16 protein-coding genes are annotated in these 16,946 nt (G+C 72.6%); 10 read left to right on the forward strand and 6 right to left on the reverse strand.

All coding sequences use genetic code 11. The annotated features are described in order from the left end of the window. The first annotated feature begins 80 nt into the window (after nt 1-80). The 5 genes from IRX98_RS05805 (at nt 81) to IRX98_RS05825 (ending at nt 6,652) form a co-directional block, all read left to right on the forward strand. Nucleotides 81-1,559: a sensor histidine kinase gene (locus tag IRX98_RS05805; protein ID WP_224274687.1), complete on the forward strand. Its 1,479-nt coding sequence runs from the start codon at nt 81-83 to the stop codon at nt 1,557-1,559. Next, nucleotides 1,543-2,226, forward strand: a complete 684-nt coding sequence (locus IRX98_RS05810) for a response regulator transcription factor (protein WP_224274689.1) — start codon at nt 1,543-1,545, stop codon at nt 2,224-2,226. Before IRX98_RS05805 ends, IRX98_RS05810 begins: the two co-directional genes overlap by 17 nt. After that, a complete protein-coding gene (locus tag IRX98_RS05815; protein ID WP_224274692.1) occupies nt 2,223-4,001 on the forward strand; it encodes an asparagine synthetase B family protein in 1,779 nt (592 codons plus the stop codon). The genes IRX98_RS05810 and IRX98_RS05815 overlap by 4 nt, the downstream gene beginning before the upstream one ends. Before the next feature lie 352 nt (nt 4,002-4,353). Continuing rightward, on the forward strand, nt 4,354-5,841 hold the full coding sequence (locus IRX98_RS05820) for an exopolysaccharide biosynthesis polyprenyl glycosylphosphotransferase (RefSeq protein ID WP_224274926.1): 1,488 nt from the start codon (nt 4,354-4,356) through the stop codon (nt 5,839-5,841). A 10-nt stretch (nt 5,842-5,851) separates the two neighbouring features. Further along, complete coding sequence (locus tag IRX98_RS05825) at nt 5,852-6,652, forward strand: hypothetical protein (RefSeq protein WP_224274694.1); 801 nt, start codon at nt 5,852-5,854, stop codon at nt 6,650-6,652. Here IRX98_RS05825 and IRX98_RS05830 read toward each other — a convergent pair. Genes IRX98_RS05830 through IRX98_RS05850 form a run of 5 tightly spaced genes read right to left on the reverse strand, consistent with a single transcriptional unit; the run spans nt 6,624 to nt 10,395 of the window. Next, nucleotides 6,624-7,457 carry a sulfotransferase family protein gene (locus IRX98_RS05830; protein ID WP_224274696.1) on the reverse strand — a complete coding sequence of 278 codons (834 nt, stop codon included), beginning with the start codon at nt 7,455-7,457 and terminating at the stop codon, nt 6,624-6,626. The genes IRX98_RS05825 and IRX98_RS05830 overlap by 29 nt on opposite strands. After that, on the reverse strand, nt 7,454-8,377 hold the full coding sequence (locus IRX98_RS05835) for a glycosyltransferase (RefSeq protein WP_224274698.1): 924 nt from the start codon (nt 8,375-8,377) through the stop codon (nt 7,454-7,456). Before IRX98_RS05835 ends, IRX98_RS05830 begins: the two co-directional genes overlap by 4 nt. Then, nucleotides 8,374-9,402, reverse strand: coding sequence for a sulfotransferase (locus IRX98_RS05840; RefSeq protein ID WP_224274700.1), 1,029 nt, complete (start codon nt 9,400-9,402; stop codon nt 8,374-8,376). Before IRX98_RS05840 ends, IRX98_RS05835 begins: the two co-directional genes overlap by 4 nt. Before the next feature lie 4 nt (nt 9,403-9,406). Beyond that, nucleotides 9,407-9,964: a glycosyltransferase gene (locus IRX98_RS05845; protein WP_224274703.1), complete on the reverse strand. Its 558-nt coding sequence runs from the start codon at nt 9,962-9,964 to the stop codon at nt 9,407-9,409. Further along, nucleotides 9,961-10,395, reverse strand: coding sequence for a glycosyltransferase family protein (locus tag IRX98_RS05850; protein ID WP_224274705.1), 435 nt, complete (start codon nt 10,393-10,395; stop codon nt 9,961-9,963). The genes IRX98_RS05845 and IRX98_RS05850 overlap by 4 nt, the downstream gene beginning before the upstream one ends. Nucleotides 10,396-10,590: 195 nt before the next feature. Here IRX98_RS05850 and IRX98_RS05855 point away from each other — a divergent pair, with 195 nt between their 5' ends. Continuing rightward, entirely contained in the window at nt 10,591-11,595 is a 1,005-nt protein-coding gene (locus tag IRX98_RS05855; RefSeq protein WP_224274707.1) for a hypothetical protein, read from the forward strand. Nucleotides 11,596-11,598: 3 nt separating this feature from the next. Here IRX98_RS05855 and IRX98_RS23350 read toward each other — a convergent pair whose 3' ends face one another. Continuing rightward, nucleotides 11,599-12,438 (reverse strand): LamG-like jellyroll fold domain-containing protein, encoded by an 840-nt coding sequence (locus IRX98_RS23350; RefSeq protein WP_224274709.1) that lies wholly within the window; start codon nt 12,436-12,438, stop codon nt 11,599-11,601. Between the two features lie 214 nt (nt 12,439-12,652). Between IRX98_RS23350 and IRX98_RS05865 the strand changes: the two genes are divergently transcribed. From IRX98_RS05865 to IRX98_RS05880, 4 genes are read left to right on the forward strand one after another with little or no spacing between them, the layout of a single operon-like run. Then, nucleotides 12,653-14,002 carry an O-antigen ligase family protein gene (locus IRX98_RS05865; protein WP_224274711.1) on the forward strand — a complete coding sequence of 450 codons (1,350 nt, stop codon included), beginning with the start codon at nt 12,653-12,655 and terminating at the stop codon, nt 14,000-14,002. After that, nucleotides 13,999-15,243, forward strand: coding sequence for a hypothetical protein (locus tag IRX98_RS05870; protein ID WP_224274713.1), 1,245 nt, complete (start codon nt 13,999-14,001; stop codon nt 15,241-15,243). Before IRX98_RS05865 ends, IRX98_RS05870 begins: the two co-directional genes overlap by 4 nt. Further along, complete coding sequence (locus IRX98_RS05875) at nt 15,240-16,109, forward strand: sulfotransferase family protein (RefSeq protein ID WP_224274715.1); 870 nt, start codon at nt 15,240-15,242, stop codon at nt 16,107-16,109. The genes IRX98_RS05870 and IRX98_RS05875 overlap by 4 nt, the downstream gene beginning before the upstream one ends. Further along, nucleotides 16,097-16,945: a hypothetical protein gene (locus IRX98_RS05880; protein WP_224274717.1), complete on the forward strand. Its 849-nt coding sequence runs from the start codon at nt 16,097-16,099 to the stop codon at nt 16,943-16,945. The genes IRX98_RS05875 and IRX98_RS05880 overlap by 13 nt, the downstream gene beginning before the upstream one ends. Nucleotide 16,946 lies beyond the last annotated feature (1 nt).

Raw genomic sequence — 16,946 nt, forward strand, 5'->3', positions numbered from 1 at the left:
GAACGAACGAGAACGGCAGGCACGTCATGGCCTGGGGGCCGATGGCGTTCATGCAACACAGCACTGGGGGTTTCAGAGGGATGCTTGTCTTCAGCAAAGAGGTGCGGGGGCACCGAGCAACATCGGGCCTGCTGGGCCTGGCGCTCTTCGGAGTGCTCATCAGCGTGGGGTCTGGTCTGACGCCCGTCGTGCGCGACGCGTCCGACCTGGGCGTGCTGCCGTCGCTCGGCGGCGGCTTCGTGGGAGGAGTCTTCGTCGGCGGCGCTGCATTCGCCTCGTTCGTCAACTGGCGCCGGCACTCGGGCACGTGGGCGGGCTGGCGGTTGGCCACCGGCGGGCTCATCGCCTGCCAGTCCCTGACCGTGACCCTGGTGGCGCTCGCGGCGCCACCGCCGCGCAGCACAGCGGCCTTCGCCCTGCTGCTCGCAACCGCGGTCGCCGGGCTGGTCGCGGTGGTGCTGCCCCTCGTGGGTCGGCGCCGCATGGCTCACGATCGTGACGAGGGATGCGGACTGGCGCTGGGCCTGGGGTTGATGGCCTCGGCCTACCTGCTCCTCCAGCTGCCGATGGCCACGCCGACGCCGCGACCGGTGCTCGTCGTCATGGCCGTGCTCGTCCTCACGCACGTCGCCGCCGTCGCGCTAGTGCTGCGCGAGGCGCGACTGCCGGCCCGGATGGAGCTGCTGCTCGTGCTCAGCGTGGGCGTCGTCGCCGCCGGGCTCGCCTCGACGGCACTCACCCCCGCTGCGGGCGGGTGGGACGCCGTGGTCCACGCCGCGCGGGCCGGGGTCGGCGCCGCCTGGCTCGCGATGGCCTGGTCGAGCGTCCGCGCGACCATCGAGCAGGACCGGCAACGTGCCCGAGCCGCCTCGGAGGAAGTCCCGAGCACGTCTCGTGAGCACCGTGAGCGGATGCACGAGCTGCGCAGCACGATCGCGGGCCTGGTCTCGGGCTCGGCGATGCTCGACAACCCGGACGTGCCGACGGAGACGCGCCAGCGACTCCTCGAGTCGGTGCGTCGCGAGCTGGACCGGATGGATCGTCTGCTCTCCGGGAAGAACGGCGAGGCCACCGCGCTCGACCTCGATGCGGCCCTCGAGCCCATCCTCGAGCTCCAGCGCCTGAAGGGCCGCGACATCGAGGTCCACGGGAGCGGGGACGTCGTCCTGGCCCGCTACGACGCGCTGGCCGAGGTGCTCAACATCCTCGTCGACAACGCCTCCACGCACGGCGGCGTGGACCACAGCCGGGTGGACGTCGTCCGACACGACGACACCGTGGACATCCTCGTCAGCGACGAGGGCACCGGCATCCCGGAGGACCAGCGCGCCCACATCTTCGAGTGGGGCAGGCACGGCGCGGATTCGCCCGGGGAAGGCATCGGGCTGCACCTGGCACAGCGCCTCGTCGCCGAGGACGGGGGTTCGCTCCGGCTCGCCGAGCACCGCGGGCCCGGTTCGTCCTTCGTGATCACGCTGCCGGCGGTGCGCCCACCCCTCGACGACGTCGACCTCGCCGTCGAGCGGGCCCTGGAGGTCAGCCATGCAAGGAGCTTCTAGGTCCGACCACCGCGTCCTCATCATCGACGACCACGTGCTGTTCGCGGAGTCGCTGGAGCTCGCGCTGTCGCTGGAGGGCTACGACGTACGCCGCCTCGAGCTGCCCGCCGAGGGCGGGTCGATGGCCACCGTCCGCTCGCTCGCGCTGCGCGCCAACCCCCGCACCGTGCTGCTCGACCTCGACCTCGGCCGCTTCGGCGACGGGGCGAACCTCATCGCACCTCTGGCCAAGGCGGGGATCAACGTCGTGATCCTCACCGCGTCCGATGAGCTCGGGCGGTGGGGTGGGTGCATGCGACTCGGCGCGCGTCGGGTGCTGCCGAAGAGCGGTGCGCTGCAGCACGCCCTCGCCACCGTGCGACGCCTGCACCAGGGCCTTCCGGTGATCAGCCGCGAGGAGCTGGAGTCCCTGCTGGAGGCGTGGGCGCGCGATCGTCGCACGATCGACGACCTGCGTCGTCGACTCGACCTCCTGACGCCGCGCGAGCGCGAGGTCCTCGGTGCGTTGATCGAGGGCCGTACGGTGCGCGCGATCTCCCAGGGGAGCGTCGTGTCCGAGGCCACGGTCCGCACGCAGGTCAAGTCGATCCTCAACAAGCTGGAGGTGTCCTCACAGCTCGCCGCGGTCGGGATGGCCAACCAGGTCGGGTGGAGGCAGGGCACATGAGCGGCGTCGGCGGGGTGCGCGTGTTCCGCGGCGGCGCCGTCATCGAGGACGACCTGCACCGGATCGCCGCCAGCCTGCGCCATCGTGGACCGTCCGCCACGTCGGGGTGGACCGGTCCTGACATCGGGCTGGCCCACACCCGGATGGAGCCGATCGGGCCCGGCACGATCACCCAGCCGCTGCACTCCGCGGACGGCCGCTGGGTGGTCGTGGTCGACGGCGTGGTCCACAACGGCGCGGGCCTGCGCATGCACCTGGACTACCCGTTCCGCTCCGACGACGACGTCGAGGTGGTGGTGGCCGGCCTCTCCCTCGACGGGATCTCGTTCGTCGAGCGCCTCCGCGGCCACTTCGCGCTCGTCGCGCACGACCTGCACACCGACACGACCCACCTCGTCCGGGACCGCTACGGCGTGGTGCCGCTCCACTACCGCCACCTGCCGGGTGGGATCGCCTTCGGCTCGGAGGCCAAGACCGTGCTGGCCGTCGGACCCGCGCCCGAGGTCGACCTCCGCAGCCTCCACGACTACCTCACCGACCGCGTGGTGCCGGCGCCGGACACCCTCTTCGAGGGCGTCAAGAAGGTACGACCTGCACACCGGGTCGCGATCATGCCGGGAGGCCACCTCGAGGACGTGCACTACTGGGACCCGCCGGAGTGCGACCCGTCCGACGCGTGGAGTGCCGCCGACGCCGTCGAGGCGGTGACGGACGGCGTGCGCGAGGCCGTACGGCTGTCGTTGGTCGACGGCCCCCTCGGCGTGCAGCTCACCGACGACCTCGCCAGCCACCTCGTCGCGGCCCACGTCCAGCAGCTGCGCAGCGGCCCGCCGGCCCACACCTTCGCGGTGCTGGCTGCCGGCGCCGGGTCGGACGGGGGCGACCGGGCACGGCGGCTCGCGGCCCTGATCGGCACACGGCACCACGAGGTGACACTGACCCCGGCCGACTTCGCCGATCACTGGGGCCGGCTCACCTGGCACCACGACAGCCCCCTGCAGCACCCGGCCGACGTCGCCGCCTTCCACCTGGGACGAGCCGCCCGTCCGCACGTCGCCGCACTGCTCACCCACGCCGGCGGCGACGAGCTCTTCGGCGGGCGTGCCGAGCACCGACGAGCACGCTGGCGTACTCGTCTGCCGGGCGCCTCCGAGCGGGTCGGCTCGTCGTTCTCGGTGACCGAGCGTGAGCGGCTGCTCGGGGCGTCCGCGCCGGCGGCGCGGCGTTCGAGCCCCGCGCTGGGGGTCGACGCGACCGACCGGGCCCTGCGTGAGGAGCTGCGTCACCGGCTGTCCGACCACGTGCTCGAGGGTGCGGACCGCTGGGCGACCGCGGCCATGCTCCAGCAGCGTCCCGCGCTCCTCGACCATCGCCTCGTGGAGCTCGCCCTGCGCCTGCCCGCCGCGGTCAAGTCCCGGGGCGGGACGGGCCAGTGGGTCCTGCGCGAGGCCGCGCGTCCGCTGCTCCCCGAGGAGCTCCTGGGCCCGGTCGGGCCGCCGACACCGGTCGCCCTGGACCACTGGTTCGGCGGTCACCTGCGCGACGTCGCCCGCGATCGCCTCCTCGGCGAGGGCTCGTGGGTCCCCCAGGTGCTCGACCGCACCGCGGTCCGTGAGCTCATCACGCGCCACGAGCACGGGGCCCGGCTGGACGGACGGCTTTGGACGTTGCTGGCGCTCGAGACGTGGCACCGATCCTTCTTCGGCGCCACCCCGACGGTGCCCGGCCAGCGCCGGGCTGCCGACGAGACCGCGCTGCCGGCCCCGCACGCCTGAGAGGCGGAAGCGGGGCGGGCGACGGCGGTCGAGGTGGGGGAACCTCGACCGCCTCTCCTGGTTCGCCAGGTCCGAGGACGAGTACAGTGGGGTTGCTCGTCACCCCCGCGGCTGGACAGCACGAGCGGGACGGAAACGGTAGGTGGAACCAGGTGGTGCACCTCCTCAAGAGTAGGCCGCAGCGGACCTCGCAGCCCATCCCTCCGAATGGGTATCTCCTCCGGCGGCTCTGAATCCCCGGTCGGTGCAGGGCTTTCGCTCATTTGCGGCATGCCGCGACCGACCACCGTTCCTAGGCTCACAGGACCGGGCGGCACGCTCGGGTGGGGAGCGAGGGAAGTGTGTCGTGAGCATGTCGCAGACGGTCCGTGAGATCACGTCCGAAGCCGGGTCGACGCCGATCTCGATACCCCGGCAGTACGGCAGGGAGCTCCTTCCGGCACCGGTGCCGGCACCGGCACCGGCCGACCCCCAGCCCGTGCTCGCCGGCCCGGAGCTCGACGTACGTCCCTTCCCGCGCCGCGCGAGGTCGCGCTGGACGATCGGTGTCGACGCTGTCCTCGCGCTGGTGCTCGGCGTCACCGCCGCGGCGGTGGGTGCTCTCCCCATGACTGCCGCTCTCGTGGGTGCTGCCGCCTGGCCGCTGCTGCTGCTGGCCGCCGGCCACTACCGCCACGGCACCCTGGGCGGCACCCGCGCCGCCCACGTGGGCGTGGTGCTGATGACCGGCGTCCGCGCCGGAGTCCTCGCGCTGGCCCTGTCGCCGTGGCTCCCCTCGACCGACCTGACCACGCTCGGTGCCCTGGTGGCGATCCTCAGCGTCGCCAGCACCGTGCCGGCGCTGGTGGTCGTACGCCGCCCCCGGCCGCGCCTGGTGCTCGCAGGCCGCCCCCGCGACGTCCGCGAGGCCATGGCCGAGCTGATCACCACGAACACGCACGAGGTGGTCGCAGCGTGCCTGACCCGCTCGCCCAAGGTGCCCCTCGGGGACCTGGCGACGTACGTCGGGTTCGCCGACGCCGCCGAGGTCGCCAGTCGCCACGATGCCGATGCCGTGGTCGTGCTCCCGGGCGCCCGCCTCCCCCACGTCGAGGTGCGGCGGCTGCACTGGTCGCTCGCCGGCGTGGGTGCCGAGCTCTACCTCGGCACCGGTCTCCTCGACGTCGAGCCCCAGCGGACCCGTGTGGTGTCCACGGCGGGGATCGACGTCCTGCACGTCACGGACCCCGTGCTCGACGGTCCGCGGCGCCTGCTCAAGGACCTCGTCGAACGCATCGTCGCACTCGTCGCGCTCGTCGTCGCCGCACCGCTGCTCGCCGCGCTCTGCATCGCGATCCGGCGGGAGTCCCCCGGCCCCGCGCTGTTCCGCCAGGAGCGCATCGGCCGCGACGGCGTGCCGTTCACGATGCTCAAGCTCCGCTCGATGGGCGTCGACGCGGAGACCGCGCGCGAGGCGCTCACCGAGGTCAACGAGCACGACGGCGTGCTGTTCAAGATCCGCGCAGACCCCCGCATCACGCCCCTGGGCGCCCGGCTGCGCCGCTACTCCCTCGACGAGCTCCCGCAGCTGTGGAACGTCGTGCGCGGCGACATGTCGCTCGTGGGTCCCCGTCCGGCCCTGCCGTGCGAGGTCGCGCGCTACGACGTCGACCCGCGCCGGCGTCTCGTCGTCAAGCCCGGCGTGACCGGTCTGTGGCAGGTGTCGGGACGCTCCGACCTCAGCTGGGCCGAATCGGTGCGCCTCGACCTCAAGTACGTCGAGAACTGGTCCCTCGGGCTGGATCTCCGCATCCTGGCGCGCACCGTCCGCGCGGTCCTCGGCCACCGTGGCGCCTACTGAGCACACCGAGATGCTCCCGGCACCACTCACCGGGGTCGGCGCCCTGCTCGCGGGAGCGATGGCCTGCATCGTCGTCGCCGTGGACGGCGACGGGTCATGGGGCGGCGGTTTCGCGGGGTCATCGCTGACGATCTACGGTCCCGGGCAGGCTGCTCTCGCCGTCGCCCTCGTGCTGACCGGCGCCCTCCTGGTCCTGCCCCACATCCGGCACGAGGCCGTCCTCCTGGCGATCGCCGGGCTGCTGGCGGCCCAGATCGCCGGCACCGGTCTGGTCGGCTTCCGACGCTGGCCGCTCTACTGGGGGTGCTGCGCCCCGTCGGGCATCACCGAACAGGCACTCGTGCGGGCCCTGGCGCTGCTGCTGGCGGGCGCGGGCGGGGTCGCGGCACTGCTCTGCGCACGGAGACTTGTCAGGACACGTCACTCGTGGAGCACGGGTCCTCAGGGTATGGGCGCCGCAGCGGTCGCAGGGGCGGCGACCGTAGCCTTGGTCGGCCCACTGCTGGTCGTGCACGGTGACCCGAACGCGGACGTGCGGGACCTCCTGGCGTGGGGCGTGACCTACGCCCTCCCCTACGCGGCGGCGCTCGCCCTCGCGGGATGGATGCGCACTCGGGCCGCACTCACCCTGCTCGGCGCGGTGGCGCTGAGCACGGTGGCGGCGCATGCGGGCGCCGCCATGCTCGAGCTGCGCCAGCCCTGGGGCGCGGCCCTGGTGCTCGTGCTCGGGGTCGTCGGCGTGGTGGGCGTCGGCGTCCTGGGAACGGCGGCGACGCGAGCCGCTACCAGCCCCAGGACTCCCGCAGCCTGAGCCCGAAGGTGCCCTCGAGGGCCTCGACCTCGGAGCCGAGCTCGCGGCGGACGGTGAGGACGTCGCGCGCGTCGGGGCGCACAGCGGCCCGGTCGATCGGACGGTAGAGCGCGCGGTGGACGAGGGGTGAGCGCTTGACCATGCCCACCACCCGCGCCCCGTCGTGCTCGCGCACCCAGTCGGCCCCACGACGTACGGCAGCGGCGACCCGCACCGACCGTGCGCTCGCGGCGGGCAGGCGGGCCTCGCGCTCCTTGGTACCGAGCGGCTGGTGGGCGATGCCGAGGAAGTCGGTGACGCCGTCGAGGAAGGCCTGTGGATCGGCCTCGAGGTCGTCGAAGAGCCCGACGTGCACGTGCTCGCGAGGATAGAGCTCGAGGAACCGGTCCAGGCCCGTCGCGTAGCGGCCGTGCTCGAGGAGCTCGGGCCGGCTGCGCAGTGCCTCCGCGAAGGTGTCCGGCCCGATCCCGTGCTTGCGCATGTAGAGGTAGGAGGACCAGGCGCGGTCGACCGGGTCCCGCAACGACACCATCACCCGCACGTTGCCGAGGGTGTCGTGGATCCGTCGGGCTGCCTCGGGGTGGAAGAGGTAGTCCTGGCAGATCTCGCCGACGACCTGCTCGTCGCGGGCGTCCTTGAACTGAGCGGCGTACCACTCGGTCCCGCGGTCGTAGTAGCGGTCGAAGTAGTAGAGGTCCTTCGACGGCGTGAGGTAGCAGTCCGGGTGCTTGATCAGCGTCTCGTGGAGCCACGACGACCCGGCCTTGTCCGGCCCGACGTAGAGGAAGTTGGGCAGACGGCTCATGAGAGTCCCCTTCCGAAGCGGCGCGCCATCGTGAGCAGGCGCTGATGGTCGGTCCCGGGCCCGGCGACAGCCAGGGCGAGCCAGGCGTACGGCACGGCGGGATGCCTGCTCAACGCGCGTCCGGCCACCCGGGTGGCGGTCCTGCGCTCGCCCGCAGCCGCCCGGGCATAGGCGATCTGGCCGAGGATCCGCGCGTGGCCTCGGCGGTCGTCGACGAAGTCGGGGTGCTTCTCGAGCAGGTACTCCAGGGCCGTGGCGGTGTTGACCCAGCGGTCGCGGAACCAGGACGGGACGTCCTTGCGGATGTCGGCGAGCGTCTCCTGGACCACCCCGACACGACCGACCGCGCTCGCCCGGAGCAGCCAGTCGTAGTCCTCCCCGTAGCCGTGCGGCAGCTGCTCGTCGTAGAGGCCCACGCTGTCGAAGGCCCTGCGACGCATCATCAGGTTGGAGCTGTGGAGCTCCTTGACGCGGTTCTGCAGCAGCCGCTCGTGCGAGACGATCGCCTCGCTCGCGACCCACTCCACGTCGCCGCGGTCGCCACCCATCAGGAGGCGGATGCCGGTGCCCACCACGACGAGGGTGGGGTCGGCCTCCAGGCGCTCGACCTGCTTGCGCACCTTCGTCGGATCCCAGAGGTCGTCGTCGTCGCAGCTCGCCACGTAGGTGCCCGCGCTGGCCAGCACGCCGGTGTTGCGTGCCCCGCACAGTCCGCGGGCGCGGGTGTTGACCGTGGCCCTGACCGCGCGACCGGGACCGGACAGCTGCTCGAGCGAGGGGTCGGACTCCTCACCGTCGTGGACGACGAGGACCTCCATCGGCCCGGAGTAGTCCTGCGCGACGATCGTGGCGAGTGTCTCGCGGAGCAGGTCGGGACGGCCGTGGGTCGGGATGACGACGGTGACGAGCGGTGCGCTCACGTGAGGATCCTCCTGTCGGACGCGGCCGGTGGCGCGTCGTGGGCGACGCCGGGCCCGGGACGGGCAGAGCGATCGCTGGTGTAGTCGTAGGCGTGCAGCAGGGGCAGCGTCAGCGCGGTGACCACCGCGCGGGGGACGCGCGGCATCTCCGTGGCCCAGGCCGCGTCACGGCGTAGCTGCACCGGCCCGGAACGGAACCGCGACGGATTGCCGGACAGACCGTGGCTGGGCGCGAGGTCGATCACGCCGTCGTCGCGGAGCGGGAGGTCGCTCGCCCGCACGGGCAGGCCGATCGCCGCGGTGGCCGTCTCGACCGTGCCCGCGAGATCGGAGACCAGGTCCTCGTAGCGCAGGCGTGCGCTGGGGCTACCGCCGAAGCGGGTCACGAGCTCCATCTCGACCTGGAGCCCGCTCCACTGCGCTGCGGCCCTGTGCGCGGGGATGCGCCACATGTGGTCGGTGCCGGACACGTCGTGCGGGCGGACCACCTCCCGCTGCCACGACCAGGCGACCGCGCGCGGGTCGCGCACCACGTTCAGGACCCGGAGGTCGATGCCGGTCGCACCGGCGACGGCCTGGCCGAGGGCCGGACCCTTGGACGCGTCGACGACGACACGCGCGCCGGTGACCTCCGCGACCGCCCGGTAGATGGCGGCGTAGTCGTCCTGAAGCGACGCCAGGGCCGGCGACGTCATCCGTCCGCTACGCAGCAGGCCGGGAAGGTGCCGCTGTCGAGCGGCTGCGCGGTGTGCAGACCGTATCCGCGCCAGGACGTCCTCGGTCCACCCGCCGAACGCGACCTCGCCGATCTCGGTCCACACGGGGCAGGCCGAGAAGGCGCGGCCGCACCCACACAGTTCGTCGTGCGGCGCGACCGTGCGCGCGAGGTCGACCAGCTCCCCGACGTTCACCCAGCCCGGCGCGGACCCGAGGACCCGCTCGACGAGCGTCGAGCCGGAGCGGCCGAAGCCGCCTAGGTAGACGACCGTCGTGGCGTCGTCTGCCGTCCTCCCATCGCTCGCCATGTGCTCACCGACGCCCGGGCAGGAGCAGCGAGCGGCGTGGCCGTGGGATCCGGGGGCCGCCGGCGGCGAGCTGGTCCAGCTCCCGCGAGGCCATCTGCAGGGCGAGGCGGCGAGCCTCCGCGAAGGTGTCGTCGGCACGCTCGGAGCGGTCGAGTGCGAGCCGGCCATCGATGTCGGCCAGGAGCTCCTCGAGGGTGGTGACCCGGCGTACGAGCCCGACCTCGCCGACCACTGCGGCGAACCGCTGCTGGTGGTCGTCGACGTGCTCGCCCAAGCGCGGGTCGCGCGGCATGCACAACGGCACGTGGCCGGCCTGCCTGGCGTCCATGATCGTGCCGGGTCCGCCGTGGCAGACCACGGCCGCGGCCTCCTCCACCAGCGCGACGAGCAGGTCGTGGGCGAGGAAGGCGTGACCCTCGGCGACCTGCGGCGCGACGGACGCTCCGTGCTGGACCACGAACCTGACGTCCGGGCGGCGCTGCGCGGCGACGTCCATCCACGACACCATCCGGTCGAAGGGGTGGTGGTCGGTGCCGGCGAGGGCGAGGACGACGGCGCTCACAGCAGCGGTCCCACGAGGTGGGCGTCGGGGTAGAACTCCAGCTGGCTCGGCCACTGCACGAGCCGCCGGGTCGTGAAGGGCCCGCACAGCCGTCCGGTCATCGTGGGCGTGTCCACGCGGTCGTAGACCTCGATGAAGACCGTCGGGATCCGCATCAGCCAGGCCAGCACGAAGAACGGGACGGCCACCCCGGCACCGGCGCTCACCACGAGGCTGGGGCGCTCGCGCAGCATCAGCCGCGCCGCGAGCACCGTGTTGCGCAGCAGGTTGGGGATGTTGCGGGTGGTGGGGTGGTGCGAGCGCAGAAGGCGTTCGTCGCCCAACCGGTCCACCACGTCAGGAGTCTCCGGGCACACCCACAACCGCTCGAGGTCCTCCCACCACGGCCGCAGCGCGAGCAGGTGCGTGAGGTGGCCCCCCTGTGAGCTCACCAGCAGGATCGGCCCTGCAGTCCGTGTGTCGGTCCCCATGTGCTCAGGCTGTCCGGCCGACGGCGGACCGGGCACGGACCAGCACTGGGATCCTCCATTTTGGGGGTGGTGGCCACGTGAGCGCGCCGTCCCCACTTTGGGTGACCCGGGGTTCGACCCCCGGTCCCCGCCGCACGTCCTCCGTAGGGTCGTCACATGGTGATCGGGCGTCGCGACGTGCTGCGCGCCGGGCTGGCGGCCGCGGCTGCCGTCGCGGGCTCAGCGTGCAGCGCCAAGCCGTCCCGGGAGGCGCCGCGTCGGGCGCCGGCCACCACAACTGCGCGACCGTCCGGCCCTGCCAGCGTCCCCGCCCGCAACGCGCTCGCGCTGACTCCCGGTGAGGGTCACCTCTACTACGGCGCGTCCGTCCCCCACTACCGTTCGCTGGAGGACTGGGAGGACCGTCTGGGACGCCCCCTGGCGGTCAACCGCTCGTTCTTCGTGCCTCAACGGCACCCGCCGCGGCGGCTCGTGGACAGCTGCTTCGAGGACATCGCCCAGGCACGGCTCCCCCATGTGTCCATGAAGCCCCTCGGCACGTGGGACGACGTGGCGTCGGGCAGGCGTGACCAGTGGCTCGAGGCCATGCTCGGCCCGTTGCGAGAGGCAGGGAGCCCTGTGCTGTTCACGATGCACCACGAGCCCGAGAACGATGTCGGGGCGCCGGGCATGCTGCCGGCTGACTTCGTCGCCATGCAGCGCCACCTCATCGAGATGGCGTCTGGGGATGACTCGCAGGTCGTCGTCGTGCCGGTGCTCCAGCAGTGGACCTTCGACCCGGTGCGCGACGACATCGACCCCGCCGCCTGGCTGGTGCCCGAGGCGACGGTGATGGGCCTCGACGTCTACAACCACTGGTCGCCGAGCAACGGCCAGCCGTGGCGCAGCTTCGGGAGCAAGGCCGACGAGGCCCTCGCCTGGCTGGGCGACACCCCGATAGCGATCGGGGAGTACGGCTGCCGGGAGGACCCGCAGAATCCCGGGCTCGCAGCGGAGTGGCTGCGCGACGCGGCGCAGTACGCCCGGGAGCACAAGATCGTGTCGCTGTCCTACTACAACTCCCGCCTCAACGCCCCCGAGGGCTCGTGGGAGCTCGCCGGACGCACCGAGGCCACGTTCGCCGAACTGCTGGCGTCGGACTGGGTCGCCCGACTGGCCTGACCGTCAGGTCGGGGGCAGGAGGCGGAGGAAGACGTCGTCGACGCGCCCGTGGAACTGGTCGTCGTCGTCGCCCACACCCGGGCTCCCGACCCGGATCGGCCACTCGCTGTCCACCGACCCGAGGGTGCCGTCCTCGCGGTCCTCGACCCCGTCGACGTCGATGCTGATCCCGTCCGCGTCGCGGCTGCAGACCACACGGTGCCAGCTCGAGTCGGCGACGGTGACCTCCGAACGCACCCGCAGCAGGGTGTCCCCGGACCTCAGCACGCAGCTGGGGTGCCCCTCCTCGTCGTCGACCTGGAGCTTCCAGAGTCCACCGTCGGTGGCGAAACGGCCCTTCTGCACGATGTTGGACCCGGTCGTCGTGTCCTCGGGAGCGAGCCACACCGTCGCGCCGAATGCGAAGGGGTCCTCGCCCGGTTCGAGCGCGGGGTCCGACTCGACCTCGACCATCGCGCGGGGGCAGCCTGCGTCGCCGGTGCACAGCGGCGGGAACGCGATCGCAGATCCGGTCCCGCCGACACCCTCGACGATCTCCACGCGGCCGCCGTTGGCACTGACGACGCGGGCGACCACGTCACCCCCGACGGCGTCGGGGAACTCCGTCGTTCCCTCGGACGAGGCCTCGCTGTCCTCGAAGGCCAGCCAGAGGTCTGCAGAGGCGAGGTCCACGGAGGCGGTTTCGGTGGAGGTCGCGGCCGGGCCGTCGCTGCCACCGTCCTGCCCGGTCGGTCCGTCCGACGGAGCACCGCAGGCGGCGAGGAGGAGCAGCGCCGCGCCGACGATCGCGCGTGCGATCAGGCGGGCGGCGGGCACCTCACCGTGGTGGTGGTCGTGAAGCACGGGGTCTCCTCATGGTCGTACCCACAAAGGGGGATGGATGGGCGGATCGCAGCTGGCCGGACCGTGGGCGGATTAGCGTCCACGACGCGGCTCGGCACACGAACCGCAGCAACTGGGGACTGGGGGACGGCGTGCGGGTGATCCACATGCTAACCGCGGGTGGCGGTCGTCGCGGGCCGGCAGCCCCGGACGACTCGCGTGGGAGGCCCAGGACATGACCGTCGTCCACCACGCGCCGCCTGCCGGGGTCCACGGCCGCCGGTTTCTCGTGCCGGGCTGGCCGCTGGTCGGGCTCTACCTCGGCTTCCCGCTCTGGTGGGCCCTCGGCCTGGCCAGTCTCATCTTCTTCGCCGCGGCCGCCGCGATGGCCGTCATCCTCGTGCGCCAGGGCAACGTCCGCGTGCCTCGTGGCTTCCCTCTGTGGCTGCTCTTCCTCGCCTGGACCGCTGCCGGGGTGCTGTTGCTCAAGGCGGTCGCCCCGGGCACCGTGCCGGGCGGCGGGCTGGGACGGCTGGCCGGTTTCGTGATCTGGTTCGCCTGGTACGCCGCCATCACCGTCGTCATGCTCTACGTCCTCAACACGGTGCGCGAGGTGACGACCCAGCGCATCGTGCGACTGCTGGCGTGGATGTTCGTCGTGACGACCGGGTTCGGCGCGCTGGCCATCCTCGCTCCCGAGCTCGAGTTCACCTCGCCGATGGAGCTGGTGCTGCCCGATGGCGTGACGCAGAAGAACTTCGTGCGCACGCTGATCCATCCCTCCTTGTCGTCCTCGGTCGACTTCCTCGGCTACGTGCAGGCCCGCCCGACGGCCCCGTTCGCCTACTCCAACGACTGGGGCAACAACCTCGCCCTCTACCTCCCGTTCTTCGTGCTCGCGTGGTGTGGTCCCGACGCCGGCTGGCGGCGCCGGGTGGCGCCGTTCGTGCTGCTCGCCTCGGTCTTCCCGATCGTGTTCTCGCTGAACCGGGGGCTGTGGGTCTCGCTGGTGCTGGCCGCGGTGTACGCCGCGGTGCGGTTGGCGATCCACGGCCGCTGGCGCGCGATGCAGGTCCTCGTCGTCGGCGCGGTGCTCGGCGGGATCCTGTTCGTCTCCTCACCGCTCTACGACACGCTCGTCCTGCGGGTGGAGACACCGCACAGCAACGACCGTCGCGCCGGGACCGCGCTCACGGTCGCGAGCGTCACCGCGGAGGGATCACCGGTCGTCGGCTACGGCACCACCCGCACCATGCAGGGCAGCTTCAGCTCCCTCGCGGGCGGCGAGACGGCCTCCTGCCACCAGTGCGCCCCGCCCCCGCTCGGTACGCAGGGCTTCATGTGGCGCCTGCTGCTGACCACCGGCTTCGTCGGCACGGCGCTGTGCCTGACCTTCCTGGGCCGGCAGTTCCTGCACCGGGCGCGCGGGCCCTCGCTGCTCGACATCACCGGGTGCACGGTCCTGCTGGTCTCGGTCCTCTGCTTCTTCTTCTACGACTCGTTGGGATCGGCCCTGTTCACCACCTTCATCGCCATCGGCCTGATGGCCCGCGCCGACTGGGAGCCCGAGGGGGCGACGCCATGACATCGCCTGCCCCGGACGCCGGCGCGTCGTACGCCACCGAGGTGACCCGACTGCTGTGGCCCGCGCCGTGGGACGAGCCGCTCGTCACCCGATCGGTACGGCGGCCAGAGGGCGCCCTTCGCGACGCCTACGTCTTCCCCAGCATCCGCAATCCGCGGCTGCTGGTGCCGGCAGGACTGCCGGCCGCGGCAACGATGGTCCAGCGGCTGGGCAACGACGAGGCAGCCTTCATCGCACCGCTGCGCCGGGTGCTGAGGAGGGCGGTGGGATCATCGTTCTTCGCGGCCAGCCGCTGGCCGCGCGTACGGGTGGTCGGCCCCGCCACGGGCGCCGACTCCATCGAGCATCACCTCGCGGGCGTGCTGGGCACCGAGGTGCGGGTGGGGGTGGTGCTCGGACCGCGCCGGGTCAACCAGAAGCCGGTCCTGCAGGTCTTTGCGACCGACGGCAGGCTCCTGGCCTTCGCCAAGGTCGGCCACAACGCGCTGACCTCCGACCTGGTCCGGCGGGAGGCACGTGCCCTCACCGACGTGCACGCGCTGGCGCCACGCCGGTTCCGTGCACCGGAGCTGTTGCACGCTGGCACCTGGTCGGGACTCGACGTCCTGGTGATGTCGCCGCTGCCGATCGAGCCCGACCGGGCCGTCGACGCCGGCACCCGGGTCGACGCCATGGTGGAGCTGGCGCGCCTGGCCGGGACGCACACCTGCGCGCTCGCCGACAGCCCCTTCCTCGCTCGCCTGCGCGCCGAGAGCCTTCGGCTGGCCGACCTCCCGCACGGCGGCTCGCTCGCCGGCGCCGTCGCGGAGCTCGAGCACCACCACGGGACCACCGACCTGGCCTTCGGCTCCTGGCACGGCGACTGGGGGCCGTGGAACATGGGCATGCAGGGCGCGGTACTCCAGCTGTGGGACTGGGAGCGGCACGACCGCGCGGTGCCCCTCGGCCTCGACGCGGTCCACCTGCTCGCCCAGCAGGTGCAGCCGGCGCAGCACGTCGACCCCGCACAGGAGGCCGACTTCCTGGCCGCGGTCCCCGCGGCGCTCGCGCCCTTCGGCGTCGCCCCCGCACTGCACGACCTGACGGTGCGCCTCTACCTCCTCGAGATGGCGGTGCGCTACGTGGACGCGCTGCGCCACGGGGCACGACCCGACTTCGAGCGACGGACCGCGTGGGTCGTGTCGCTGCTCTCCCGGCTGCTCCAGCAGCCGCTCACGACCTCGTCGAAAGGACGGCCATGACGCTCCGCTCCGCAGTGCCCCACCCCCTCAAGGTCGCCGGCAGGACGATGTCGGTGCAGGTCGGATCGGCCACGGCCGAGCTCCGCCAGCTCCCGTCGTTCATCCTCGTCGGCGCCCAGCGCACGGGCACGACCTCGCTCTACCGGGCGCTGATGTCGCACCCGCTCATCCACCAGGCGAACTTCCACAAGGGCGTCAACTACTTCGACATCAACTACCACCGCGACTTCGCCTGGTACCGCGGCCACTTCCCGACCGCGGCGTCCCTCTCCCTGCGCACCCGAGGGCACGCCGGCTCGCCGGTGACCTTCGAGGCCAGCGGCTACTACATGTTCCACCCGTGCGCCGCCGAGCGTATGGCACGCCACCTCCCCGAGGTGAAGATCCTCGCGATGCTCCGCGACCCCATCGAGCGGGCGTTCTCCGCCCACAAGCACGAGCTGGCGCGCGGGTTCGAGACCGAGCCCTTCGAGCGTGCCCTCGACCTCGAGGAGGAGCGGCTGGCGGGGCAGGAGGACCGGATGGTCGCCGACCCGACCTACCAGAGCCACAGCCACCGGCACCACGCCTACACCCGACGGGGGCACTACGCCGAGCAGGTCACCCGGCTGCTCGAGCACTTCCCCGCCGCCCAGGTGCACCTCGTGGAGAGCGAGTCGTTCTTCGAGCAGCCGGAGCGGACGTACGGACAGGTGCTCGACTTCCTCGGCCTCCCGGCGGCGATGCCCGACAGCTTCGACCGCTGGAACGCCCGGCCCAGCTCGCCGATGACCGACAGCACCCGCGCGCGGCTGCGCGAGCACTTCGAGCCGCACGACGAGGCGCTGGCTCCCCTGCTCGGACGGACGCCCGCATGGCGCACGTGACCGAGCGGCCCACGCTCCCGCTCTGGTCGGACCAGCTGCGCTTCGTCCGGGTCCACGCCCTTCTCCTGGGCTCGCTCGGCGTGGTCGGGCTGCTGCTCGGCCTGGCGTGGTCCGCGACCCAGCCGACCAGCTACGCGGCGACGTCGTCGGTGGTCCTGACCCCCGTGCCCAAGTACGTGCTGCCCACCGGGGAGGGCGTGCTGCCGCCCCAGGTGAGCATCGACACCGACGCCCAGCTGCTCCACAGCCCGGTCGTGCTGAGGAAGGTCGGCACCGCGCTCGGCACGGGCCGCGCGGCCGCGATGGACCACCTGTCCGTCACGGCCACCGCCAACAGCGACGCCCTCCACGTCACGGCCACGGCCGCCTCGCCCGAGCTTGCCGCAGCCGCGGCCAACGCAGCCGTGGACGGGCTCGCCCAGGTGCGCCGCGACACCCTCGGGTCGCTCCGTCTCGACCAGCTCCGCCTCCTGCGCCTGTGGACCACCGACCAGGAGGGCGTCCTGGCCCGGGCACAGGGGGTCGGCGCGATCATCCCGGCCAGCGACGAGTTCTTCGCCCACGTGCTGGAGCTCCGGACGTCGCTGCGAGAGCTGGAGGAGGCGCGGGCCCTGCCCGTGCAGGTCGTCGACGCCGCCGTCCCACCGCAGCGACCCGTGCGGGCCAACGTCGAGGTGCCGCTCGTGTCGGGTCTCATGCTCGGCGCCCTCGTCGGTTGCCTGATCGGCGCGGGGCTCGACCGCCGAGCCGTCGCCACCTCCACGCACTCCTCACGTCGGGCGACGCCCCGACCGTCCCTCGCCCTCCGGCTGATCCCTCCCACCACCTCAGGATGAT

The organism is Nocardioides lacusdianchii (assembly GCF_020102855.1).
GTDB classification, from domain to species: Bacteria; Actinomycetota; Actinomycetes; order Propionibacteriales; family Nocardioidaceae; genus Nocardioides; species Nocardioides lacusdianchii.

Coding starts and splice junctions, on each gene's coding strand:
- IRX98_RS05805 (WP_224274687.1), top strand. CDS start 81: ATGCTTGTCTTCAGCAAAGAGGTGCGGGGGCACCGAGCAACATCGGGC.
- IRX98_RS05810 (WP_224274689.1), top strand. CDS start 1,543: ATGCAAGGAGCTTCTAGGTCCGACCACCGCGTCCTCATCATCGACGAC.
- IRX98_RS05815 (WP_224274692.1), top strand. CDS start 2,223: ATGAGCGGCGTCGGCGGGGTGCGCGTGTTCCGCGGCGGCGCCGTCATC.
- IRX98_RS05820 (WP_224274926.1), top strand. CDS start 4,354: ATGTCGCAGACGGTCCGTGAGATCACGTCCGAAGCCGGGTCGACGCCG.
- IRX98_RS05825 (WP_224274694.1), top strand. CDS start 5,852: ATGCTCCCGGCACCACTCACCGGGGTCGGCGCCCTGCTCGCGGGAGCG.
- IRX98_RS05830 (WP_224274696.1), bottom strand. CDS start 7,457: ATGAGCCGTCTGCCCAACTTCCTCTACGTCGGGCCGGACAAGGCCGGG.
- IRX98_RS05840 (WP_224274700.1), bottom strand. CDS start 9,402: ATGGCGAGCGATGGGAGGACGGCAGACGACGCCACGACGGTCGTCTAC.
- IRX98_RS05855 (WP_224274707.1), top strand. CDS start 10,591: ATGGTGATCGGGCGTCGCGACGTGCTGCGCGCCGGGCTGGCGGCCGCG.
- IRX98_RS05865 (WP_224274711.1), top strand. CDS start 12,653: ATGACCGTCGTCCACCACGCGCCGCCTGCCGGGGTCCACGGCCGCCGG.
- IRX98_RS05870 (WP_224274713.1), top strand. CDS start 13,999: ATGACATCGCCTGCCCCGGACGCCGGCGCGTCGTACGCCACCGAGGTG.
- IRX98_RS05875 (WP_224274715.1), top strand. CDS start 15,240: ATGACGCTCCGCTCCGCAGTGCCCCACCCCCTCAAGGTCGCCGGCAGG.
- IRX98_RS05880 (WP_224274717.1), top strand. CDS start 16,097: ATGGCGCACGTGACCGAGCGGCCCACGCTCCCGCTCTGGTCGGACCAG.